The 23,597-nt window shown below is 76.1% G+C and carries 19 protein-coding genes; 11 read left to right on the forward strand and 8 right to left on the reverse strand.

The window, feature by feature from the left end; translation table 11 throughout:
- The first annotated feature begins 28 nt into the window (after positions 1–28).
- The 9 genes from ACFVVL_RS02705 to ACFVVL_RS02745 all read left to right on the forward strand — a co-directional run bounded on the left by ACFVVL_RS02705 (position 29) and on the right by ACFVVL_RS02745 (position 12,233).
- Entirely contained in the window at positions 29–1,510 is a 1,482-nt protein-coding gene (locus tag ACFVVL_RS02705) for a D-alanyl-D-alanine carboxypeptidase family protein (protein WP_387670827.1), read from the forward strand.
- 82 nt (positions 1,511–1,592) lie between these two features.
- On the forward strand, positions 1,593–2,030 hold the full coding sequence (locus ACFVVL_RS02710) for a PPOX class F420-dependent oxidoreductase (RefSeq protein WP_380297925.1): 438 nt from the start codon (positions 1,593–1,595) through the stop codon (positions 2,028–2,030).
- A gap of 174 nt (positions 2,031–2,204) precedes the next feature.
- The gene (locus ACFVVL_RS02715; RefSeq protein WP_387670829.1) at positions 2,205–4,571 is read left to right on the forward strand and encodes a lamin tail domain-containing protein; all 2,367 of its coding nucleotides are present in this window, start codon (positions 2,205–2,207) and stop codon (positions 4,569–4,571) included.
- Positions 4,572–4,757: 186 nt separating this feature from the next.
- Positions 4,758–6,824, forward strand: coding sequence for a TerD family protein (locus ACFVVL_RS02720; RefSeq protein WP_387670831.1), 2,067 nt, complete (start codon positions 4,758–4,760; stop codon positions 6,822–6,824).
- Between the two features lie 169 nt (positions 6,825–6,993).
- The gene (locus tag ACFVVL_RS02725) at positions 6,994–7,173 is read left to right on the forward strand and encodes a hypothetical protein (RefSeq protein ID WP_387670833.1); all 180 of its coding nucleotides are present in this window, start codon (positions 6,994–6,996) and stop codon (positions 7,171–7,173) included.
- Between the two features lie 71 nt (positions 7,174–7,244).
- On the forward strand, positions 7,245–9,554 hold the full coding sequence (locus ACFVVL_RS02730) for a heavy metal translocating P-type ATPase (protein ID WP_387671116.1): 2,310 nt from the start codon (positions 7,245–7,247) through the stop codon (positions 9,552–9,554).
- 29 nt (positions 9,555–9,583) lie between these two features.
- The gene (locus ACFVVL_RS02735; protein ID WP_387670835.1) at positions 9,584–10,090 is read left to right on the forward strand and encodes a copper chaperone PCu(A)C; all 507 of its coding nucleotides are present in this window, start codon (positions 9,584–9,586) and stop codon (positions 10,088–10,090) included.
- Positions 10,091–10,337: 247 nt separating this feature from the next.
- Positions 10,338–11,621, forward strand: a complete 1,284-nt coding sequence (locus ACFVVL_RS02740; protein WP_387670837.1) for a hypothetical protein — start codon at positions 10,338–10,340, stop codon at positions 11,619–11,621.
- A gap of 174 nt (positions 11,622–11,795) precedes the next feature.
- Complete coding sequence (locus ACFVVL_RS02745) at positions 11,796–12,233, forward strand: hypothetical protein (RefSeq protein WP_380298030.1); 438 nt, start codon at positions 11,796–11,798, stop codon at positions 12,231–12,233.
- A gap of 16 nt (positions 12,234–12,249) precedes the next feature.
- On the opposite strand, the gene ACFVVL_RS02750 is transcribed toward ACFVVL_RS02745, so the two are convergent.
- Together ACFVVL_RS02750 and ACFVVL_RS02755 are read right to left on the reverse strand one after the other, a co-directional pair.
- A complete protein-coding gene (locus ACFVVL_RS02750; protein WP_387670839.1) occupies positions 12,250–13,263 on the reverse strand; it encodes an Acg family FMN-binding oxidoreductase in 1,014 nt (337 codons plus the stop codon).
- A 191-nt stretch (positions 13,264–13,454) separates the two neighbouring features.
- The gene (locus ACFVVL_RS02755) at positions 13,455–14,363 is read right to left on the reverse strand and encodes a universal stress protein (RefSeq protein ID WP_380298033.1); all 909 of its coding nucleotides are present in this window, start codon (positions 14,361–14,363) and stop codon (positions 13,455–13,457) included.
- Positions 14,364–14,930: 567 nt separating this feature from the next.
- Here ACFVVL_RS02755 and ACFVVL_RS02760 point away from each other — a divergent pair.
- The gene (locus tag ACFVVL_RS02760; RefSeq protein ID WP_387671118.1) at positions 14,931–16,628 is read left to right on the forward strand and encodes a GAF domain-containing protein; all 1,698 of its coding nucleotides are present in this window, start codon (positions 14,931–14,933) and stop codon (positions 16,626–16,628) included.
- Positions 16,629–16,761: 133 nt separating this feature from the next.
- Here the strand turns inward: ACFVVL_RS02760 and ACFVVL_RS02765 are convergent, their stop codons facing one another.
- The 6 genes from ACFVVL_RS02765 to ACFVVL_RS02790 all read right to left on the reverse strand — a co-directional run bounded on the left by ACFVVL_RS02765 (position 16,762) and on the right by ACFVVL_RS02790 (position 22,673).
- On the reverse strand, positions 16,762–17,184 hold the full coding sequence (locus ACFVVL_RS02765) for a pyridoxamine 5'-phosphate oxidase family protein (protein ID WP_380298411.1): 423 nt from the start codon (positions 17,182–17,184) through the stop codon (positions 16,762–16,764).
- A gap of 190 nt (positions 17,185–17,374) precedes the next feature.
- Entirely contained in the window at positions 17,375–18,109 is a 735-nt protein-coding gene (locus tag ACFVVL_RS02770) for a response regulator (protein WP_387670842.1), read from the reverse strand.
- 184 nt (positions 18,110–18,293) lie between these two features.
- Positions 18,294–18,827, reverse strand: a complete 534-nt coding sequence (locus ACFVVL_RS02775) for a hypothetical protein (RefSeq protein ID WP_380298414.1) — start codon at positions 18,825–18,827, stop codon at positions 18,294–18,296.
- A gap of 153 nt (positions 18,828–18,980) precedes the next feature.
- A complete protein-coding gene (gene ctaD / locus ACFVVL_RS02780) occupies positions 18,981–20,786 on the reverse strand; it encodes a cytochrome c oxidase subunit I (RefSeq protein WP_387670844.1) in 1,806 nt (601 codons plus the stop codon).
- A 409-nt stretch (positions 20,787–21,195) separates the two neighbouring features.
- Positions 21,196–21,819, reverse strand: a complete 624-nt coding sequence (locus ACFVVL_RS02785) for a pyridoxamine 5'-phosphate oxidase family protein (protein ID WP_387670846.1) — start codon at positions 21,817–21,819, stop codon at positions 21,196–21,198.
- Positions 21,816–22,673, reverse strand: coding sequence for a sigma 54 modulation/S30EA ribosomal C-terminal domain-containing protein (locus ACFVVL_RS02790; protein ID WP_387670847.1), 858 nt, complete (start codon positions 22,671–22,673; stop codon positions 21,816–21,818). Before ACFVVL_RS02790 ends, ACFVVL_RS02785 begins: the two co-directional genes overlap by 4 nt.
- Before the next feature lie 242 nt (positions 22,674–22,915).
- Here ACFVVL_RS02790 and ACFVVL_RS02795 point away from each other — a divergent pair, with 242 nt between their 5' ends.
- On the forward strand, positions 22,916–23,560 hold the full coding sequence (locus ACFVVL_RS02795; protein ID WP_387670849.1) for a class I SAM-dependent methyltransferase: 645 nt from the start codon (positions 22,916–22,918) through the stop codon (positions 23,558–23,560).
- Positions 23,561–23,597: the final 37 nt, after the last annotated feature.

The raw sequence follows: 23,597 nt of genomic DNA on the forward strand, positions 1-23,597 counted from the left end.
GCGGCGGCGGCCCGGGTACGTTCGCGGTGTGCAGCAGAGGCCACCCCACGTCAGCGGGCGCCGCCGGGCCGCGATCCCGGCCGCGGCCGGCGCCCTCGCCGCGCTGCTCCTCGCCGCCGGTGCGCCGGTCGCCCCGGCCCGCCCCGCCGACGCCCCGCCCGGGGCGAGCGGCGCCCCCGCCGCGGCCGGGGCGGCGCAGGACGCCAGCACCGTGGTCGGCGGCGAGCGGCTGGGCCGTCCGACCGTCCAGGTGGCGCCCCGGGCCGGGGCGCCGGAGCTGCCCGCCGGGCTGACCGGGCGGTCCTGGCTGGTCGCGGACGCCGCGAGCGGCGAGGTGCTGGCGGCCCGCAACGCCCACCTCCCGCTGCCGCCCGCCAGCACGCTCAAGATGCTGTTCGCCGACACCGTGCTGCCCAAGTTCGACCGCTCCCTGGAGCACCGGGTGACCCCGGCCGAGCTGGCCGGGGTCGGCGCGGGCAGCAGTCTGGTCGGGATCAAGGAGAACCTTCCCTACCGGGTCGAGGACCTCTGGCGCGGGGTCTTCCTCGCCTCCGGCAACGACGCCGTGCACGTCCTGTCCCACATGAACGGCGGGCTGGCCGCGACGGTCGAGCAGATGCAGGAGCGGGCGGAGGCCCTCCAGGCCCGGGACACCCGGGTGGTCACCCCGGACGGCTACGACCAGGACGGCCAGGTCTCCTCGGCGTACGACCTCACGCTGTTCGCCCGGGCCGGGCTGCGCAACCCGGACTTCCGCGCCTACTGCGCCACCCGCACCGCGCGTTTCCCCGGCGGCCTCGATCTGACGACCGGGCAGCGCACCGCCTTCGACATCGCCAACACCGACCGGCTGCTGGGCGCGTACCCGGGCCTGATCGGGGTGAAGAACGGCTACACCACCAACGCGGGCGCCACCTTCACCGGCGCGGCCGAACGCGGCGGCCGGACCCTGCTGGTGACGGTGATGCACCCGGAGCAGCAGTCCAAGGTGTACGACGAGGCGGCGGCGCTGCTGGACTGGGGCTTCGCGGCGGCCGGCAAGGTCGAACCGGTCGGCAGCCTGGTGGAGGAGGACGGCGGGGCGGCCCCGGACGACCCGGCCGAGGACCCGGACTCCGGGGTGCTGCCGAACGGCGCCCGGGAGGCCGACGGCGCCGACCGGCAGGGCGACCACGAGCCCGGCCCGGCCGGCTGGACGGCGGCCGCCCTGTGCGGGGCGCTCGCGCTCTGGGCGGCGGCCCGGGTCCGGGGCCGGCGGCGGGCGCACCCGCGCACCGCCGAGGCCGTCCGGCCCGCGGTGCTGCCCGGCGCCGCCGCGCCGTACCGCGCCCCGGCCGCCCCGTACCCCGGCGCCGCCCCCGGCGGTGCCCCCGCCCCGCGCGGCGCCACCGCGGTCGGCGGGTCGACGGCGGTGGGCGGCCGCGGCCGGCGCCGGCTCGCGCGCCGGGCCCGGGGCCTGGCCCGCACCGCCCGCGCCCGGCTGGCGCCGGCCGGCCCGCGGCGGCGGTGACTGCGGCGGCGGTGACTGCGGCGCCGGCCCTCGGCGGCGGTGACACCCGAGGGCGCTCCTGCCGGGCCCTAGAATGCCCGGCATGAGCGCCGCCACCCCCCACCCCGACCCGCACCGGCAGGAGCGGCTCGAACGCCTCGTCAGCCTCTCCTCCGGGAGCTATCTGCTGGTCACCACCTTCAAGAAGGACGGCACCGCCGTGCCGACCCCGGTCTGGGTGGTGCGCGACGGCGAGGCGCTCGGCATCTGGACCGTCGCCGACTCCTGGAAGGTCAAGCGGATCCGCAACCGCCCGGACGTCCTGGTCGGCCCCTGCGACGTGCGCGGCAACCCGACCGGCGGGTCCTTCCCGGCCACCGCCGAGATCCTCGGCCCCGGGCGCACCGCCGCCTACCGGACGCTGCTGCGCCAGAAGTACGGCCTGGTCGGCGTCCTCACCCTGTTCGGCAGCCGGCTGCGGCGCGGCGAGCGCGGCACCGTCGGCATCCGGCTCACCCTCACCGGGCCCGCCGACGACTGACCTCCCGCCTCCCCGGCCCCTCCCGCCACGGGTGACTCGTCCGGTTCATGCCAGGCACAACGTTCTTCCGTTGTACGCCTGGCCGTCCGCCGGAGCGCGCGGTATGGCAACGGTGGCGCTGCTACAACACACAGCGCCCCACCATCATCCGTTCGCGCGTCAGGAGGACGCCCCATGCGGCGAACCGATCGAGTCCGGCTCCGTGCGCTGGCGGTGGCATCGGCCGCCGCCGTCGTGGGAGCGCTGACGGCCCTGCCGGCCGGCACCGCGCACGCCGTGTCGCCGGACATCGTGATCAGCCAGGTGTTCGGCGGCGGCGGCAACTCCGGTGCCCCGTACACCAATGACTTCATCGAGCTGTACAACCGCGGCACCGCCCCGGTCTCCGTCACCGGCTGGACGGTCCAGTACGCCTCGGCGGCCGGCTCCTCGTGGTCGAAGACCACCCTGGCGGGCACCATCGCGCCCGGGAAGTACTACCTGGTGCAGGAGGCGGCCGGGGCCGGCTCCGGCGCCGCCCTCCCCGCGCCCGACGCCACCGGCACCATCGCCCTGGGCGCCAACGCCGGAAAGGTCGCGCTGGTCACCAACGCCACCGCGCTCACCTGCTCCACCGGCTGCGCCACCCAGCCCGGGGTGAAGGACTTCGTCGGCTACGGCACGACCGCGAGCTCGGCCGAGGGCTCGCCGACCGGCAACCTCGCCAACACCACCGCCGCGCTGCGGGCGGGCGGCGGCGCCACCGACACCGACAACAACGCGGCCGACTTCGCCGTCACCGCGCCCGTCCCGCGCAACTCCTCCTCCACCGGGGGCGGGACCGGCGGCACCCGGATCCACGACATCCAGGGCGCGGCCCGCACCTCCCCGCTGGCCGGCCAGGCGGTCGCCGCCGTGCCCGGCGTGGTCACGGCGGTCGGCCCGAGCGGCTACTGGTTCCAGGACCCGCAGCCCGACGCCGACCCGGCCACCAGCGAGGCGGTCTACGTCTACACCGCGGGCGCGCCGGGCGTGGCCGTCGGCGACTCGGTCAAGGTCGGCGGCACGGTGAGCGAGTTCCGCCCGGGCGGCACCGGCGGCACCACGAACCTCGCCACCACCGAGCTCACCGCGCCCACCACCACCGTGCTCGCCCACAACGTCGCGCTGCCCGCCGCCACGGTGGTCGGCGCGGGCGGCCGGATACCCCCGGCCGCGGTGATCTCCAGCGTCACCACCGGCGACGTCGAGACGGCCGGCGGCTTCCAGCCCGCCACCGACGGCCTGGACTTCTGGGAGTCCCTGGAGGGCATGCGGGTCCAGCTGAACAACGCCGCCGTGGTCGGCCCGAGCAGCTCCTTCGGCGAGATCCCGGTCGTCCCGCAGGGCTCGGCCACCCGCACCAACCGCGGCGGCATCCTGCTGCAGGCCGGCGACGGCAACCCCGAGCGGGTCCTGCTGGACGACGTGCTCGCCCCGACCCCCGCCGCCAACGTGGGCGACACCCTCTCCGGCGCCACCGTCGGCGTCCTGGACTACTCCTTCGGCAACTTCAAGCTGCTGGTCACCGCGACCCCGACGGTGGTCCCCGGCGGCCTCGCCGCCGAGACCACCGCCGCCCCGGCCGCCGGCGAGCTCGCCACCGCGACCTTCAACGTCGAGAACCTCGCCCCGGGCGACCCGCAGAGCAAGTTCGACGGCCTCGCCGCCGCCGTCGTCAACAACCTCCGCTCGCCCGACCTGGTCGCCCTGGAGGAGATCCAGGACAACTCCGGCGCGACCGACAACGGCGTCACCGCCGCCGACCAGACCGTGGACAAGCTGGTCGCCGCGATCGCCGCGGCCGGCGGCCCGGCCTACTCCTACCGCCAGATCAACCCGGTGAACGACCAGGACGGCGGCCAGCCCGGCGGCAACATCCGCCAGGTCTTCCTCTACCGCACCGACCGCGGACTGACCTTCACCGACCGCCCCGGCGCCGGTTCCACCACCGCGGACTCGGTGGTCAACAACGCCGGCACGCCCGCCCTCGCCTACTCCCCCGGCCGCATCGACCCGGCCAACTCCGCGTTCAACGCCAGCCGCAAGCCGCTCGCCGGCGAGTTCCGCTGGAACGGCCGCCCGGTCTTCGTGATCGCCAACCACTTCAACTCCAAGGGCGGCGACCAGCCCCTCTTCGGCCGCTACCAGCAGCCGTCCCGCCCCTCCGAGACCCAGCGGCACGCGCAGGCCACCGTGGTGAAGAACTTCACCGACCAGATCCTCGCGGTCGACCCGAACGCCGCGGTCATCGTCCTCGGCGACCTCAACGACTTCGAGTTCTCCGGGACCGCCGACCTCCTCACCGCCGGCGGCTCCCTGGTCGACCTCCCCCGCACCCTGCCCCTCGCCGAGCGCTACACCTACGTCTACGAGGGCAACTCCCAGGTCCTGGACCACATCCTCATCTCCCCCGCCCTCGCCGCCAAGCCGTACAGCTACGACATCGTCCACCTCAACAGCGAGTTCGCCACCCAACTGAGCGACCACGACCCGCAGGTCGTCCGCATCCCGCTCCCGTAGCCCCCTCCCCCGCTGCCCCGGCGTCACCCCCGGCGCCGGGGCAGCGCCGTACCCGACGGCCCGAACGGTCCGATTGCGTGCGTACAATCACCTCGCAATCCGGTCACATCAGCAGGTCACCACACATCAAGGCTGCGCCCCTGCCGACGGCGCGGCCCGTTCCTCTGGGGGACATCCGTGCAGGAAATGGTCAAGGGAGCCAACGTCGGGCTCGCGACGCTGAGCGAGAGCACCGACTCCGTCACCGTGATCCTGGGGTGGAACAGCCCCGGGGGCGACGGCGACGCGGACGTGTCGGTCCTCCTCTTGACCGCCGAGGGCAAGGTCCGCGACAACGCCGACTTCTTCTACTACAACAACCCCACCGCCGAGGACGGCAGCGTCCAACTGCTCGACGGCGCCTCCACCGACGTCGGCACCGAGGACCGCATCCAGCTGGACCTCACCGCCGTGCCGGCCGACGTCGAGCGCCTGGTGGTCGCCGCGAGCCGGCCCAACCGCGCGCCCTTCGGCCAACTGGACGACCTCCGGCTCGAACTGGCCGATCTCGGCGGCGAGCGGCTGCTCGGCTTCTCCATCACCGACGCCGGCGCGGAGAGCGCCTTCGTCTTCGGCGAGATCTACCGCCGCAACCAGGAGTGGAAGTTCCGCGCCGTCGGCCAGGGCTACGACACCGGACTCGCCGGGCTGGCCACGGACTTCGGCATCGACATCGAGGACGACGAGAACACGGACGGCGACACCGCCAACGGCGAGGGCGGGGAGGCCGCGGCGGACACCACCCGCGAGGCCACCGGCCCGGCCGGCCCGGCCGTCGACGCGCCCGCCGAGCCGGCGGTGTCCGCCCCGGCTCCCCCGGCCGCCCCCGAGCGGACCCCCGAGCCGCAGGCCCCGGCCGCCGGGACGGCCCCGGAGGAGGCGCCGGCGGCGGCCCCGGCGCCCAAGCGCCTGCGCACGGCCAAGAAGAAGGTCACCCTGCCCCGGGCCGCCAAGCCCTCGCTCGCCGAGAACGACGGCTGGCGCACCGCCCGGCTGTTCCCTGCCACCTCGTTGAAGAGCGACCTGGAGCGCGAGGTCCGCGCCACCTCCGTCCTGCTCTCCGTGATGGCCCAGGTGCCGGAGTTCGGCCGCCGCCTCACCGCGAAGTTCGGCGCGCCCGCCGGCCGCACCGAGACCTTCACCGAGGTCTCGCTCCCGCACGGGGACTCCCCGAAGCGCCCCGACGGCGTGATCCGCGTCGAGCGCGCCGGGCGGCTGTGGACGGCGCTCGTCGAGAGCAAGACCAACGGCAACCCGCTGAAGTCCGAGCAGGTCCAGGACTACATGGACATCGCCGCCCGGCGCGGCTACGAGGCCGTCATCACCCTCTCCAACGACGTGGCCCTGGAGGGGAGCCCGCTCGTCCAGGTCAAGATCGACGGCCGGCGCAAGCACAAGGTGCTGCTCGGCCACCTCTCCTGGGCCGAGGTCGCCTACCAGGCGCAGATGCTGATCCGGCACGAGGGCGTGGGCAACCCCGCGCACGCCTGGCTGCTCCAGGAGCTGCTGCACTACCTCCAGCACGACAACTCGGGCTGCCACGGCTTCCAGAACATGGGCCCGGCCTGGGTCCCGGTCCGCAAGGCCGTCGACGAGGAGACGCTCGTCGTCGGGGACGGGCGCGCCGTGCAGGTGGTGGAGAGCTGGGAGCGGCTGATCCGCCAGGTCTGCTTCCAGCTCGGCGGCGAACTCGGCGTCAAGGTGCTGCCGGTCCCCCGGGGCCGGCGCGGCGAGGACCCCACGGTGCTGCGGGCCGCCCTGGCCGACCGGCTCTGCTCGGACGGCCGCCTGGACGCGGAGATCCGGATCGAGGGCGCCGTCGGCACCCTCGCGATCACCGCCGACCTGCGGGTCGGCAAGCTGCGGACCTCCACCGAGGTCCCGGCGCCCGAGCAGGGCTACCCGCTGAGCTGGGTCAAGCGGCTGGTCCGGCAGCTCGGCGAGGCCCCGGCCGACCTGCACGTGGAGACGCTCACCGACGGCGACGCGGCCGGTCCCCGGGGCACCCTGGAGAAGCTGCGGCCCGAGCCGGGCGACCTGCTGCCCAAGGACTCCTCGCGGATCACCGGGTTCCGGCTCTCGCTGTCCAAGAGCACGGGAAGCACCCGGGGCAACGCCGAGAGCGGCTTCATCCGCAGTGTCGACGCCGCCGTCGAGCGGTTCCACTCGGGCGTCCTGGCCCACCTCGACCAGCGGCCGGGCCGCCGGGCGTAACCGGGCCGCCGGCTTCGGGCCGGGGCGCGTGCGGGAGACCGTGCGCGCCCCGGCCCTCGTCGTGTCCGGGGCGGGAGCGGCGGCACGGGGTGGGGGTATGTGATTCGGGTCATTCGGGGTGTTCGGGAACTCGGCGGGGTGGTGGGACGACTGGTGGGGGGTGAGTGGGATGACGCCGGGTGGCCGGCCGTTGAGTGTGCTGGCGGGGTTCGCCCTGCTGCTGGTGGTGGTGTTCGTCGTGGCGTTCGCGGTGGGGCGCGGAGCCGGGCCGGTGACGCCCGGGCTGACGCCCGGCGGCGGGGGCGGCGGCAAGCCCGGGACGGGCCATGAGATGGGGGCGGGCCGGTGACGTCCGTGACGGAGAGTGCCGGGAGCGGGGACACCGGCGCGCTGGTGAGCACCGATCTGGCGGTCGGCGGGATGACCTGCGCGGCCTGTGTGAGCCGGGTCGAGAAGCGGCTGGCCCGGATCGAGGGCGTGACCGCCGGGGTGAACCTGGCCACCGGGCGGGCGCGGGTGCTGCACCCGGCCGCGGTGGGCGTCGAGGAGCTGGTCGCCGCGGTCGAACGGGCCGGGTACACCGCCGAGCCGGCCCCCGACGGGGTTCCGGCGTCCGGCCCGGCGGCGGAGGAGGCCGGGGACCGGTGGCGGCTGGTGATCACGGCGCTGCTGGCGGTGCCGGTGGTGGTGCTGTCGATGGTGCCCTCGCTGCAGTTCCCGGCCTGGCAGTGGGTCTGCTTCGGGCTCGCGCTGCCGGTGGTGAGCTGGGGCTCGGCCGGGTTCCACCGCCGGGCCCGGCAGGGGCTGCGGCACGCCGCGGCGACCATGGACACCCTGGTGAGCCTCGGTGTGGTCGCGTCGTTCGGCTGGTCCGCGTACGCGCTGCTGTTCGGCGGGGCGGGCGCGATCGGCATGCGGATGCCGTTCTCGCTGACCGCGGACGGCGGCGGCACCGCGCACGTCTACCTGGAGGCGGCCGTCGGGGTGCCGCTGTTCGTGCTGGCCGGGCGGCTGCTGGAGGGGCGGGTGCGGCGGCGCAGCGGTTCGGCGCTGCGGGCGCTGGCCGAGCTCGGCGCCAAGGAGGTCTGCGTCCGCGATCCGCGGAGCGGCGAGGAGCGGCTGCTGCCGATCGAACGGCTGCTGCCGGGGCAGGAGTTCGTGGTCCGGCCGGGCGAGCGGGTGGCCACCGACGGGGTGGTGGTGGAGGGCGGTTCGGCGCTCGACCTGAGCCTGCTGACCGGGGAGTCGGTGCCGGTGGAGGTCGGGCCGGGCGACCGGGTCGCGGGCGCCACGGTGAACGTCGGCGGGGCGCTGGTGGTGCGTGCGACGGCGGTCGGCGCGGACACCCAACTGGCCCGGATCACCGCGCTGGTGGCGGACGCCCAGGCGGGCAAGGCGAAGGCGCAGCGGCTCGCGGACACGGTCGCCGGGGTGTTCGTGCCCTGTGTGCTGACGGTGGCGGTCTGCGTGCTGGGCTTCTGGCTGGGCGCGGGCGCCGATCCGCAGGCGGCGGTGACGGCGGCGGTCGCCGTGCTGGTGGTGGCCTGCCCGTGCGCGCTGGGCCTGGCCACGCCGACCGCGCTGCTGGCGGCGACCGGGCGCGGCGCCGAACTGGGCGTGCTGGTGCGCGGCCCGGAGGTGCTGGAGAGCCTGCGCCGGGTGGACACCGTGCTGCTGGACAAGACGGGCACGCTGACCACCGGCCGGATGGAGCTCGCCGCGGTGGCGGTGGCCGCCGGCGCGGGGGTCGACGAGGACCGGGTGCTGCGGCTCGCGGGAGCCGTCGAGCACCGGTCGGAGCACCCCATCGGGCGGGCCGTCGTGGGGGCGGCCCGGGCCCGGTGCGGCTCCGAGCCCCTTCCGGCGGTGGCCGGTTTCGCGGCCGCCGCCGGAGTGGGGGTGTCCGGCGAGGTGGAGGGCCACCGGGTGCGGGTGGTGCGCCCGGACGAGGCGGACGGGCCGCTGCCGCAGGAGCTGGCGCGGGCGCTGGCGGACGCCTCGGCGGCGGGCCGCACGCCGGTGCTGGTGGAGCTGGACGGGCGCCCGGCGGCCGTCCTGGCGGTCGGTGACACGCTGCGCTCGGGCAGCTGGCGCGCGCTGCACCGGCTGCGCGGCATGGGCCTGGAGCCGGTGCTGCTGACCGGGGACGGGCCTGGCGCGGCGCGGGCCGTCGCGGCGGAGCTGGGCATCGAGCGGGTGCACCACTCGGCCTCGCCGGAGCGCAAGGCCGAGGTGGTCGCGGAGCTGAAGGCCGCCGGGCGGACCACGGCGGTGGTCGGCGACGGGGTCAACGACGCCGTCGCGCTGGCCTCGGCGGACCTCGGGGTGGCGCTCTCCTCGGGCAGCGACGCGGCGATCGGCGCGGCCGGGCTGACGCTGGTGCGCGGGGACATCGAGGCGGTGGTGGACGCCGTCCGGCTGGCCCGGCGCACCCTGGCCACGATCCGGGTCAACCTGCTGTGGGCATTCGGGTACAACGTGGTGCTGATCCCGCTGGCGGCGGTGGGGCTGCTGAACCCGATGCTGGCGGCGGTGGCGATGTCGCTGAGCTCGCTGCTGGTGGTGGGCAACAGCCTGCGGCTGCGGACCTGGCGTCCCGGGCGGGGCGCCGCGGACGGGCGCGGCGGTGGGCCCGGGAACGGCGGCAGGGACGCCGGTGGCCCCGGTGGCACGGCGGGCGCGGCGCGCCGGCCGGCCCGGGCGCGGCGGTCGGCGGGTGCGGCGTGGTGAGCGGGCCGGTGCGCGGGGTGGTGGGTGCGGTGACGGCCGGACGGTCCCGGGCGGCCGAGCGGCTGCGGGTGGCCGGACCGCCGGTGGCGGCGGCCGCGGTGGCGCTCGCGCTGCTCTCCGGGTGGACGGCGGTCGGCGGGGCCGGGACGGCGCGGCCGGTCGAGGTGGGGCCGGGCTGGCTGCTGCTGCCGACGGCGGGCGGGGTGCCGGCCACCGCCGCCTTCTTCACGGTCCGCAACCCCGGCGACATACCCGACGAGCTCACCGGCGCCGACTGGGAGTTCGGCGGCAGGGTGACGCTGAAGCGGCATCTGCACCAGGGCGCCGCGGGCCGGTGGGAGCCGGTCGCGGCACTGCCGGTGCCGGAGCGCGGCGAGTTGGCGATGTCCCCGGAGGACGCCGATCTGATGATCATCAATCCGCCTCCGCTGAAGGTCGGGCAGTGGGTGGAGTTCACGCTCAGCTTCCGCAACAGTCCGCAGCTGCGGGTCAAGGCGGAGGTCCTGCCACCCGGCGGACGGCGCGGCAGCCGCTGAGACGGACCGGACGGGGCCGGCCGCCCCGCGCCGGGCCCCCGGATACCGGGGGTCCGCGCGGGACTGTCGGTCCCGTCCGGTAGTTTGTGCCCGTCCTGAGGAGGGCGCCGGGAAACGGGGTGCCCGAACCAGGGTTCCTGTGCTTGTCTGTGTCACGTCGTCATGCCGTCACGTCGTACACGGACGCACACCCGTACCCGCCGCACCGGCACCCGCCGGCCGCACCCAGGAGCACCCCATCAACACCGTGATACGCCGGTCCGCCCGCACCACCCTGGTCGCGGCCGCCTGCAGCGCCGTCCTCGCCACCGGGCTCGCCGCGTGCGGCACCGTGCAGCAGCTCAGCGCCGCCGACAAGGTGTCGACGGCCTTCGACAAGCTCGGCCGGGGCAAGTCCCTGAGCGCCAAGGTGTCGTTCGACGCCACCGCCGAGCAGATCGAGGCGTTCGGGGCGGCCGCCGGCGAGAAGATCGACAAGGAGAGCGCCACCGCGCTCGCCGCCGTGAGCCTGTCCGTCGCGCTCAGCGCGGACAAGCCGCTGAAGGACGTCCAGCCGTCCAAGGGCGCCGCCGACGGCGAGGCCCCGAAGCCGGACGCCTCGCTCTCCTCCTCCTTCGCCCTCACCGGCAAGGACGGCGCGTCGCTGGTCGAGCTGCGCCAGGTCGGCGAGCGGGCCTTCGCCCGGGCCGACCTCGCCGCCTTCGGCAGCCTCTTCGGCGAGGACCCGGCCGAACTCGACGCGTTCACCAAGGACCTGCCCGCCGCCCTGCAGGGCGCGCTGAAGGGCAAGTGGGTCGGCTTCGACACCGAGGACCTCAAGGAGACCGGCGGGCCGGCCGGCACCGGGCCCTCCGCCGTCCCGACGCTCGCCCCCGGGGTCGAGGACGGCCTGGTCACGTCCCTGAAGGACATCCTCACCCACGACCTGTCCTTCGAGGACAAGGGGAAGCAGGACGGCAAGGAGCGGATCACCGTCACCGCCCCGGCCCGCAAGGTGGCGGACGACCTGCTGAAGGCCTTCGAGCCGCTCACCAAGGACATCCCGAACCTCGGCAAGCTGCCGAAGACCGCCCCGTCGGGCGTGCCGGACCGCAACCTGGCCCTGGACGTCTTCCTCGACGGCGGCGCGCTGTCCGCGATGACCTTCGACCTCGCCCAGCTGGACGCCAAGGCCGGCACGGCGACCCCCCTGCCGCTGCGGATCACGTTCGCCAAGGACGCCCCGGCCGTCCAGGCCCCCGCCGACGCCGCCACGATCAGCGCGGAGGAACTCGGCAGCGCCTTCGGCGAGTTCGCCGCCGGGTTCACCCAGGGCCTGATGGGCGCCGGGGCCGAGGGCTCGGACGGCTCCGACGGCTCGGACGGATCCGACGGCTCGGACGGCCCGGGCGGGGCGGGCGCGCCGCTCACCGACGCCCAGGTGAAGGAGCTGACCGCCGGCGGCGCCCTGAACGAGGAGCAGGTCCGGCTCTACAACAAGCTGGGCATGAGCTACCAGGACATCAAGGACCTCGCCGCCATGGGTTCCTGACCCCGGCCGGCGTGCCGTACCGCGCGCCACGTCCGCCCCGCCGTGCCCGAAGGGGCGCCGCGGGGCGGACGTGTCGTCCACGGGTGAACCCACCGGCTCCGGACTCCCGTGTCCCCGACCGAGGGGCCGCCCGGTCGGCGGGCGGTCCCGGTCGGGACCGACTGAGGAGTGTCCGTGCAGAAGATCAAGACGGCGGTGGCCGCCGCCGTTCTCGCAGGTGTCGCGATGACCGCGGCGCCCTCCACCGCCTCGGCGGCGTCCGCCGCGGCGGCCCAGCCGATGAACTGCGTCAGCCCGGTCTGGGGCGGGGAGTACCTCTGCGGCGGCGAGTACGGCGAGCCCGGCATCACCGAGTACGCCTACCGCGACGGCCGGCGCCAGGTGTTCGTCATCGGCACCGACCACGCCGTGTGGACGCGTTCGAGCAGCGCGTCCGGCAAGAAGGGCTCCTGGTCGTCCCTGGGCGGCTACCTGATCGGCGGGGTCGGCATCACCGCCGCCGACACGGGCGGCGGCCGGTTCGAGATCGCCGCCCGCGGCACGGACGGCAACCTGTGGGCCCGGCGCCACGGCACGGACGGCAGCTGGACCGCCTGGGCCCGGATCTCCTGAGTCCCCCGCCCCGCCGCTACGCCGTCGGCAGATCCAGGACGTCCTCCACCGGGCGCCGCGGCGTGGCGGCGCCGGGCGGGCCGTAGCCGGCCCGCAGGACCAGCTGGACGTGCCCGGGCCCCTCGGCGGGGTCGCGCAGCCGCCAGCGGAGGTCGGGCCACTCGACCGCCTGGTGCCACACCGTCAGCCGCAGCCCGTGCACGGTGGCCAGCAGCCAGACCCGCTCCAGCGCCTGCCCGGTGCGCAGCCAGTCCGCGGGGCCGTCGCCCGCGGTCGCGAGGGTGCACAGCTGGGGCAGTGCCTCGAAGCGCTGCGACGGCTGCGGCGGCCCCTCGTGGTGCGGCGGACGCCCGGCGAACTCGCGCATCGGCACCCGGGCGTCGTGGTCCTGCGGGCCGAGCGCGGCGTACGGCAGGCCGTCGGTGGCGGCGGTGCCCGCGTCCGGCCGCAGCCAGGAGCGGGTCTCGGCCTGCCGGGCGGGGTCGTGGGCGATCCGGTCCTCGGCCTCGGCGGTGACCTCCAGCACCCGGCGCACCCCGGCCTCCTCCAGCACCGCGAGGGTCACGCCCTCGTCCCGGGCGGCCTCGATCAGCTCGGCGGCGACCGCCTCGGGGACGTCCCGGTTGGTGAACGGCCGGCGGCTGGAGTGGCGCTCGGCGATCGCCGGGTAGAGGTCCCGTCCGAACGGCCCGCCCGCCGGGGAGGCCCCGGCGACGGGGGCGGAGAGGTCGAGGACGGCCAGCAGCCGCGGGTCGGCCGGGTCCGGGAGCAGCCGGACAGCGGCCTCCCGGCCCAGCCGGGCGGCGGCGACCCGGAGGTTGAACAGCGCGGCGCCGGCCGCGATGTGCACCGCGGCGCCGCTGGCGTCCGCGAGCGGGACGGCGCGGTCCGGATCGGCGAGCACCTCCACCCCGGCCCCGCCGGGGGTGGGGCGGAACCGCCACGGCTGGCTGTTGTGCAGCGAGGGCGCCGCGCCGCCGGCGGCGGCGAGCAGCCGCAGGTCGGCCGGAGTGAGGGCTGACCGGGTCATGGTGATCCTTCTCCTTGCCTCGACGCTCCGGAGCCGGTCGCCACGGCCGGCTCGGCCACGTGTCCCGCTACTCCCGAGGGTGCGCCGGGCCGGTCACCGGCGACAGGGTCCAACGGCCCGGATGCCGGTCGGCGGCGGTCCCCGCGCCCTCCCGGCGGCCGGCGACGCGAGGTCACCGGCCACGCGGGCGGTCAGTCGTGCGGGACGACCGCCACCGGCGCCTGGGCGTGGTGCAGCACGGCGTGGGCGATCCGGCCCAGCCGGGGGCCGAGGTCGTGCGGGCGGCGACGGCGGCCGACCACGACCAGGTCGGCGCCCGCGGAGTCCTCGACCAGCGTGCGGGCCGCGCCGAGACGGGCCTGCTCGACGACCTCGATCTCGGGGTGGCGCTCGCGGTGGGCGGCCAGGGCGGCCGCCAGGGCCTTCTCCTCCGCCGCCTGGAGCTGGGCCACCTCGGTGCCGGAGGGCAGGAAGCCGACGACCGCGAAGGCGGGCGGCAGGTCCCAGCCGTGGACGGCGCGGATCCGGGCGCCGCGCAGTGCGGCCTCGTGGAAGGCGAAGTCGAGCACCGCGTCGTCGGGCGCGGTGGCTTCCACGCCGACCACCACCTCGGGCACCGCCGGCTGCCCGGCCGTCCCGTCCACCGCTTCGTCCGCCGGCCCCTGCGAAGGCTCCGCGGCCGGATCCACCGGCCGGACGACCACCACGGGCACGGACGCGCGCCCGGCCACCGCCATGCTCACCGAGCCGACCAGCAGCCCCTTGAAGCCGCCCAGACCGCGAGAGCCGAGGACCAGCAGGGCGGCGTCCTCGGCGGCGGCGACCAGGCCGTCCACGGCGGCGTCCAGCACCGCGTCGGTCTCGACGGTCAGGCCGGGGTGGCGGGCCTGGACGTCCTCGGCGGCGGCGACCAGCATCCGCTGGGCGGCGACCGGGAGGTCCTGGGCGTCGGCGAACGCGGCGCGGCCGTCGGTCAGCCACGGCCAGGCGTGCACCAGCCGCAGCGCGGTCCCGCGCCGCAGCGCCTCCTCGGCGGCCCAGTGGGCGGCGGCGGTGCTCTCGGGCGATCCGTCGACTCCGGCCAGGACTGCGGGGGTCATGGGTGTTTCCTTCCGCTGCGGGCCCGCCCTGCGGGGGCGGGTCTCGGGGTGGCTGTCCGACGGGGCGACCGGTGCGCGCTGACGCTCCGTCGGCCCCGGTTCCCACCCTGGCCCCGGGCCGGTCCGCCCGCCAGAGGCCGCAGGGCCCCCCGGCCGGGGGCCGTTGGTCCCCCGGCCGGCCGCGAGAATGGCGCGAACAGCGCGCAACCGGCGCGCGCGTGGCCGATTGCACTCCGTCCGGCGCGTGCATGACCGACCCCGGCGTTCCGTGCACATGCCCGCGGCACTAACGTGAATCAGGCAATCCGCCCGGTCTCCCGACCGGTCACGGACCCGGACGAGCAGCATGTGAACACGAGGAGGACGCCGGTGGGCGGCGCGGAGGACACGCGGGCGGGCACCGGCGGAGACCGGCGCGAACGGGCGGACGACGCCCCGCCGCCCGGCTGCCCCGCCCACGCGGGAGCGCCCCGGGCGACCCCGGTCCCGGCCGCCGCGGCCGCACCGGCACGCCCCTCCGTCGTCCCGGCGGCCCCGCCCGCGTCGGCCGCCCCCGGCGGTCCGCGGATACCGCAGCTGCGGCTGGACGAGCTGCTGGAGGAGCTCCAGTGGCGGATCGACGCGGCGCGCGGCACCCGGGACCGGGTGCACAGCCTGCTGGAGGCGGTGCTCGCGGTCGGCCGCGAGCTCGACCTCTCCCAGGCCCTGCACCGCATCGTGGAGGCCGCCGCCGACCTGGTCGACGCCCGCTACGCGGCGCTCGGCGTGATCGGCGCGGACGGCTACACCCTCTCGCAGTTCCTGACCGTCGGCCTCACCCAGGAGGAGATCGACGCGATCGGCCCGCAGCCGACCGGCCGGGGCATCCTCGGCGAGATGATCCGCGACCCGCAGCCGCTGCGCTGCCCGGTGCTCTCCGAGCACCCCGCCTCGGTGGGCTTCCCGCCGAACCACCCCCCGATGCACACCTTCCTCGGGGTGCCGGTGCGGGTGCGCGGCGAGGTGTTCGGCAACCTCTACCTGACCGACAAGCGCGGCGGCCTGGACTTCGACGCCGACGACGAGGCGGTCATCTCGACCCTGGCGGTGGCCGCCGGGGTCGCGATCGACAACGCCCGGCTGTACGAGGAGGCGCACCGCCAGCAGCGGTGGCTGCGGGCGAGTGCGGAGATCACCCGGAGCCTGCTGTCGGGCGCGCCCCGGCTGGAGGTCGTGGAGCTGATCGCGCGCCGGGCCCGGGAGATCGCGGGCGCCGAGCTGGCCGACGTCTCGGTGGCGCTGGCCGACCCGGGCGAGCGGGCCGCCGAGCTGACGGTCGAGGTGGCGCTGGGCGGGCGGCCGGAGGCCCGGCTCGGGGTGACGGTGCCGGTGGACGGCACGCTGTCCGGCGCCGCGTACGCCGCGGGCTCGCCGGCGACCAGCGACGAGCTGGAGGGCGACACCCGGTTCCCCGCCGGTCCGCCCGGGCGGTTCACCGGGCTGGGCCCGGCCGTGGCCGTGCCGCTGGGCACCGGCGAGGGCTTCGGGCGCGGCGTGCTGCTGCTGGCCAGGGAGAGCGGGCGCCCGCCGTTCACCGCCGAGGAGACCGGCCCCCTGCTGGGCTTCGCCGACCAGGCCGCCCTCGCCCTGGAGCTGGCCGAACGACGCCGGGACGCCGAGCAGCTGACGCTCCTGGAGGACCGCGACCGGATCGCCCGGGACCTCCACGACCTGGCCATCCAGCGGCTGTTCGCGACCGGCATGACGCTGCAGAGCGCGGGCCGGCTGATCGAGAGCCAGAGCGCCGCCGACCGGGTCAGCCGGGCCGTCGCGGACCTCGACGAGACCATCAAGATCATCCGCTCGACCATCTTCGGCCTGCGCGCCCACAGCGAGCCGGACCGGGGGCTGCGGGCCCGCGCCACCCGGGTCGTCGGCGAGGCGCAGGCCACCCTCGGCTTCGCGCCGCGGCTCAGCATGGAGGGCCTGCTGGACACCGACGTGCCGCAGGAGCTGGCCGAGCACGTGATGGCGGTGCTCGGCGAGGCGCTCAGCAACGCCGCCCGGCACGCCCGGGCGAACCGCGTCGAGGTGGCGCTGCGCGCGGCCGGGGGCACCGTGACGCTCACCGTCACCGACGACGGCGTGGGCGTCCCGGCCGGCGGGCGCCGCAGCGGACTGCGCAACCTCGCCGAACGCGCCGAGCGGGCGGGCGGCACCTTCGAGCTGCTCCCGGCCGACGGCGGCGGCACCCGCCTGGTGTGGCAGGCCCCGCTGGGCGTGTGACCCGGCAGGGCCCGGGGGACCCGACGCGAACCGCCGGCCGGCGGTCCGGTTCCAGGGCCGTTCGGTTCCAGGACGGGCCGGTTCCAGGACGGTTCGCCCCCGGGAGGGGCCGGACCTCGGGACGGGCGGGGCCTCAGGACAGATCGGGCGTCAGCTCGCGGCCGACGACCAGCTCGGGCGCGATGCGGATCTCCACCCGGGCGCCGGGGGCCGGGGACGGCCGGCGGACCTCCGCGCGGCCGAGGACGGTGACGCACCAGCCGGTGCCGTCGGTGCCGTCCACCTCGTCCGCCTCGAAGGCGATCACCGCGTTGTCGACGGCGCGGGCCAGTTCGGAGTCGGCCTCCGCGGCGAGCAGGACGCCACCGAGCGCGTCCAGCCGGAAGCGGAGCGGGAGGACGGCGGGCAGCGCGCCGACGGTGTAGACCACGCGGCCCACCCCGGTACGGCCCAGCAGCTCCAGCGCCCTGGTCTCGTCGAGTTCCCGCGTGCGGCGGGGCTGCGCCCGGACCCGTGGCTCGACCTGCACGGACGCGGCTTCAGGATCGGCGTTCATGGCACCGATCGTCGCCCGCGGGGCCGGGACGGGGCGAGGGCCGATGGTCCCGCCGAGGGTCCCGGCAGGCCTACGGCGAACGTCCCGGGGGCGAACGGGAGAGGCCGGGCGGCGCCGACGCGCGGACGGCGAACGGCCCCGGTCGCCGCAGGCGGGCGGGCGACCGGGGCCGGCTGAGGGGTCGGCGGCGTCAGCCGCGCGGGCCGTGGCCGAGGACGCGCGGGTGGTGGGCCGAGCGGTCGGCGGCGGCCGACTGGCGCAGCTCGGTGGCGATCAGCGCCGCCTGCACCCGCCGCTCCACACCGAGCTTGGCGAGCAGCCGGGAGACGTGGTTCTTGACCGTCTTCTCGGCGAGGAAGAGCCGCTCGCCGATCTGCCGGTTGGTCAGGCCCTCGCCGATCAGCGCGAGCACCTCCTGCTCGCGCGCGGTCAGCTCCGGGCCGCCGGCGCTCGGCTGCTGGGGCTCGGCCTCGCTGCGCAGCCGGTTGAGCAGGCGGGTCGCGGCGCCGGGGTCGAGCATCGAGCGGCCGGAGGCGACCGTCCGCACGGCGGCGATCAGGTCGGTGCCGCTGATCTGCTTGAGCACGTAGCCGGCGGCGCCCGCCATCACGGCGTCGAGCAGTGCCTCCTCGTCGTCGAAGGAGGTGAGCATCAGGCAGGCGAGGTCGGGCATCCGGGAGCGCAGCTCGCGGCAGACGGCCACGCCGTCGCCGTCGCCGAGGCGCACGTCCAGGACGGCGACGTCCGGGCGCAGCGCGGGGATCCGGACCAGGGCCTGCTCGGCGGTTCCGGCCTCGCCGACCACCTCCAGGTCGGGCTCGCCGTCCAGCAGGTCGTGCACGCCGCGGCGCACCACCTCGTGGTCGTCCAGCAGGAACACCCGGACCGGTGCCGGTGTCCCGCTCCCGGTCGTCTCGCTCGCCATGTCGTGGCTCCACCCTCTCCTCGCCCGGCACACCACACGCCGGGTCCATCGCATCATGCCGCACCACCCGGCCCGGGCCCAGGGCCGAACGACCCCATTCCGGCCACCGGCGCGGGATCCCGTCCGCGAACCCGCGTCGTCCGCCCGGGGAGGGCGGGCCGGGCGGCGTCCCCGCGCGGGCGCGTCAGGCGCGGTGCCGGCGGGCGTTGCCGAGGCCGATGAGCAGGAAGGCGGTGGAGACCGCGACCGCGCTGCCCGCGGCGGCGGCCAGGCGGGGGGCGAGCGGGCCGCCGCCGGCGAGCAGGATGGAGGCGGCGCCGAGCGAGGCGATCGCCAGGCCGACGAGCAGCCAGCCGAGCAGGGCGCGCGGCGAGGGGCGCACCGGCAGGGGCGCGGGGGCCGGGTCGATCAGCGCCCAGCGGACGGCCGCCTCGCGCTGTTCGGTCCGGCTCTGGAGGCGGGCGCGGACCCGCATCAGCACCCCGGCGACCAGGCCGGCCAGCGCGATCTGGGCGGCGGGCTGCCAGGCGGGGACGGCCAGCAGCAGGCCGCCGGCCAGGGCCAGGCAGGCCCACCAGGTCACGCAGGCGGCCGCGGCGGTGCGGGCCGAGCGGGGGCGGTCGTCGCCGGCCTGGAGGTCGGCGATGGCGGGCAGGTACCAGACGCAGCCGGACGCGGTGATCGCGGCGGTGCCGATGGCCAGGACGATGTGGGACATGGTGCCGTGCACTCCTCAAGCCCGGGGCGGTTCGGAGGGAGCCGCTCCCGCCCGCCCGGGGGCGACGCGCGGGCGGGAGCGGCGTTCTGGGGCCGGGCCGTCAGGGCCCGTCGGTCGGCGGCCGTCGTCGGGCCGCCGACCGTGGTCGGACCGTCAGCCGTCGCCGTCCGGACGCCCGGACCCGGTGCCGCCGTCGAGCGCGCGGGCGCGGCGCGGCGCGGGCACGTCGTACGCGGCGGGGGTGACCCCGGCCAGGTGCTTGGCGGGCACGCCGTTGTGCTCCAGGTAGTCGCGGGCGGCGATCTCCGGGTGGTGCAGGTCGAACGCCGGGGACTCGGTGCGGATCCGCGGCAGGGTGACGAAGTTGTGCCGCGGCGGCGGGCAGGAGGTGGCCCACTCCAGGGAGCGGCCCCAGCCCCACGGGTCGTCGACGGTGACCTTCTCGCCGTACTTGGCGGTCTTCCAGACGTTGTAGAGGAACGGCAGGAGCGACAGGCCCAGCAGGAAGGAGCCGATGGTGGACACCGTGTTGAGCGTGGTGAAGCCGTCGGAGGCCAGGTAGTCGGCGTAGCGGCGGGGCATGCCCTCGGCACCGAGCCAGTGCTGCACCAGGAAGGTGGTGTGGAAGCCGACGGTGAGCGTCCAGAAGCAGATCCGGCCGAGCCGCTCGTCGAGCATCTTGCCGGTCATCTTGGGCCACCAGAAGTGGAATCCGGCGAACATCGCGTACACCACGGTGCCGAACAGGGTGTAGTGGAAGTGCGCGACGACGAAGTAGGAGTCGGAGACGTGGAAGTCGATCGGCGGGGCCGCGAGCAGCACGCCGGTGAGGCCGCCGAACAGGAAGGTGACCAGGAAGCCGACGGTCCACAGCATCGGGGTCTCGAAGCTCAGTGAGCCCTTCCACATGGTGCCGACCCAGTTGAAGAACTTCACGCCGGTGGGCACCGCGATGAGGAAGGTCATGAAGGAGAAGAACGGCAGCAGCACTTGTCCGGTGACGTACATGTGGTGCGCCCACACCGTGACCGAGAGGCCGGCGATGGCGACGGTCGCCGCGATCAGGCCGCCGTAGCCGAACATCGGCTTGCGGCTGAAGACCGGGATGACCTCGGAGACGATGCCGAAGAACGGCAGCGCCAGGATGTACACCTCGGGATGGCCGAAGAACCAGAACAGGTGTTGCCAGAGCATCGCCCCGCCGGAGGCCGGGTCGAAGACGTGCGAGCCGAACTTGCGGTCGCACTCCAGGGCCAGCAGCGCGGCGGCCAGCACCGGGAAGACCAGCAGCACCAGGACGGAGGTGAGCAGCACGTTCCAGCAGAAGATGGACATCCGGAACATGGTCAGGCCCGGGGCCCGCATGCAGATGATCGTGGTGATGAAGTTGACCGCGCCGAGGATGGACCCGAAGCCGGAGAGCGTCACGCCCATGATCCACATGTCGGCGCCGACGCCGGGCGAGTGGATCGCGTCGGACAGCGGCGCGTAGAGGAACCAGCCGAAGTCGGCGGCGCCCTGCGGGGTGGCGAAGCCGGCGGCCGCGATCAGCGAGCCGAACATGAACAGCCAGTAGGCCAGCATGTTCAGCCGCGGGAAGGCGACGTCGGGGGCGCCGATCTGCAGCGGCATGATCCAGTTGGCGAAGCCGGTGAACAGCGGCATCGCGAAGAGCAGCAGCATCACCGAACCGTGCATGGTGAAGGCCTGGTTGAACTGCTCGTTGGAGAGGATCTGCGTCCCCGGCCGGGCGAGTTCGGCGCGCATGACCAGGGCGAGGATGCCGCCGATCAGGAAGAAACCGAACGACGACACCAGGTACATGGTGCCGATCGTCTTGTGGTCGGTGGTCGTCAGCAGCCGGACCAGGGACGAGCCGGGTCGCTTGACCCGTGCCTGTCCCGGCCGGGCGGCCGACGGCGGCAGCGCGCTGTCGCCCTGTGCCTCGATGGCGCTCAAGGACGCACTCCTTCGAAAACTTCTGCGGATGGATGGCGATCCATGATCGGAAAGCACCACCCGTGCGCCCTAGGGCCGTTGGACCCAGCGGCCCGGGGCCGGTGGGCCTCGGATCCGGGCCCCCGGGCGGGACCACTGTCCGCCCGGCCGCCCGGGCCGGCCCACCGGCCCCGGGAACGACGAAAAACCGGCGCGGCCAGGAGAGTTGACGTTCTCCCGGCCGCGCCGGCGGGGCGCGGAAGGGTTCTTCCGCGCCGGGGTCCCGGCCGGCCGGACGTCCCGCCCGGGAAGGGGGCGCACGGCGGCCGGGACCGGGGGCGGGGCCCGCGTCGGGGCGGATCGCGGACCCCGGGTCCAGTGGTCGGGGGTCGGGGGCCGGTGGCCCGTCGTCCGGGGCCGGGCCCCGGGGTCAGGAAGCGGCGGCGCCCCCGCCCGCGACGAGCCGGTAGCCGGCCACCAGGTCGGGCTGGATGGCCACCGTGTGGTCCATCGAGGCGTCCACCCAGGGGCTCAACAGGGCGCGGTAGCGCGCCAGTCGGACGGGGTCGGTGACCGGCCGGGCGAAGCCGGTGACGACCACGCTCCAGCCGAGTCTGGTCACCGGGTCGATCGCGTCCGCCTCGTAGGCGACCACCACCCCGGGCTCCTCGCCGCCCAGCGCGACCGCGCTCAGCGCGGCACCGTCGTGCGTGCGGATCACGATGGTGTCGTCGACCAGGAGGTGGTTGACCGGGCGGATCGCGGGCAGCGCCCGGACCGTGAACACGATCCGGCCGAACGGCGCACCGCCCAGCAGCCGCAGCGCCTCGGCCCGTTCCAGCGGCACGAGTTCGCGCGGCGGGGCGGACGGGCGCCGCGCCGGTTCGGCGGGCACCTGCTCGCGCTGCGCCGGCTCGCGCTGCGCCGGCTCACGCGAGGGCGGCTCGACGGGCGTCCGGGGGCGGACCACCGACGCGGAGCGGCGGGCCTGCGGCTGCGACCCGCGGGAGCGGCGCCGCGCGCGCAGCCGGCGGCGCACGGAGTCGTCGCTCACGAGGCGGCCGCGATCAGACCGAGGCCGCCGTCGAAGCGCCGGTAGAGCACCCGGCCGCGACCCGAACCGGGCTGGGCGAAGAACAGGTAGGGCAGTTCGGCGGCGGTCAGCCGGCCGACAGCCTGATCCTCCGTCAGCTCCGGCGCGCCGCACGGGCTCAGCGTCAGCGGGACGGCCGGGCGGGTGGGCGGACCGGCCGCCACCGTGCGGGCCAGCCGGTAGCCGGTCGGGCCGACCCGGTAGACCACCGCGTCGGTCTCGGTGGCCGGGTCGGTGAACAGGTGGATGTCGTAGTCCATCGCGTCCATGGTGCGGGCCGCGGCGTCCGGCGAGCACCACACCAGCTGGGCCTGCTTGCGCCGGACGATGCGCTGCGACCGGGCCGGGTACGGGAGTCCGGCGCGTGCGACGGCGGCCTCCGCGGCGGCGGCCTCGACGACCGCGGTCCGCGCGACGGCGGTCCGGCGGTCCTCCGGCAGCCCGGGCCCGGCGGCCGTCGGCAGGGCCCGGGTGCGGATCCGGCGCGGCCACGGCCGCGGCGTCCAGCCCGCGGTGACGGCGGTCATCCGGGCCCGCAGGCCGTCCGCGAGCCGGTCCAGCGCCTCGCCGAGGTCGGCGGCCGCCTCCTGGACGCGGATCCGCCGGCCGTCCACCTCGGCGTTGACCTGGGCCAGGACTCCCGCGCGGTCCGCCCCGTCCGGGGAGCCCGCCGCGCCGATGGTCCCGACCCGGACCCGCAACGATTCCACCAGGGCGTCCGCCCCGCCCACCACGGCGGCGATCCGGGCCCTCGCATCGGCCGCGAAGCCCCGCGAAATCCCCTCGCACACCCGCACCGTGACCAACTCGCCCACCTCAGGCCTCTTCCCGTTCCACCGCGCTCCGGTCCTGCCGCGCCGATCCGCCCCCTGCGGTCCCCGCACTGCGGCGCGGCGATCACCTTCCCGCCCCGGTCCGCCGCTCACAAGGGCCGAACGGCCCCATCGGCCCGCGCCCACCGGCCCCTTCGTCCCCGGAACACTCCGCAACGCCCCCCGGACCGCCCCGGCGCACCCCGGGCGCACGGCCCTGCGTCCACCCGTGGCATCATCGGCCCATGCCGGCCTCCGACGACCAGTCCGCGTACTGGAGTTCCACCGGAACCACCAAGACCTTCGGTCACCCCCTGCACTCCGCCTGGACGGACCGCCTCGCCCGGGACGCCGCCCTGCTCGACTACGGCTGCGGCTACGGACGGCTCGCCGGGGAGCTCACCGCACTCGGCTTCACCGACGTCGAGGGGGTGGACGTCTCCCCCGGGCTGATCGCCCGCGCCCGCGCCGAACAGCCCGCCGCCCGCTTCACCGTGCTGGACCGCCCGCCACTCCTCGAACGGCCGGACGGCACCTGTGACGCGGCCTTCCTGTTCGCCGTGCTCACCTGCGTCCCGGGCGACGCGGCGCAGCGGGCCCTGGTCGCCGAACTGCACCGGGTGCTGCGCCCGGGCGGCCTGCTCCAGGTCAGCGACTACCTGCTCCAGCCCGACGAGCGCAACCAGGAGCGCTACCGGCGCGACGAGGCGCACCACGGCCGGTTCGGGGTGTTCACGACGAGCGACGGCGCGGTCTGCCGCCATCACACCCGGGCGTGGCTGGACGCCTTGTTCGCCGCGTTCGAACCGGCCGGTGAACGCGAGCTCCCGGTGCTCACCATGAACGGGCGTCCCGCGGTGGCCACGCAGCTGCTGTTCGCGCGGCGGTAGCTCTGCGGTACCGGGCCGACCCCGCCGATGGGCGGGG

The organism is Kitasatospora sp. NPDC058115 (assembly GCF_042884635.1).
Lineage (GTDB): Bacteria > Actinomycetota > Actinomycetes > Streptomycetales > Streptomycetaceae > Kitasatospora.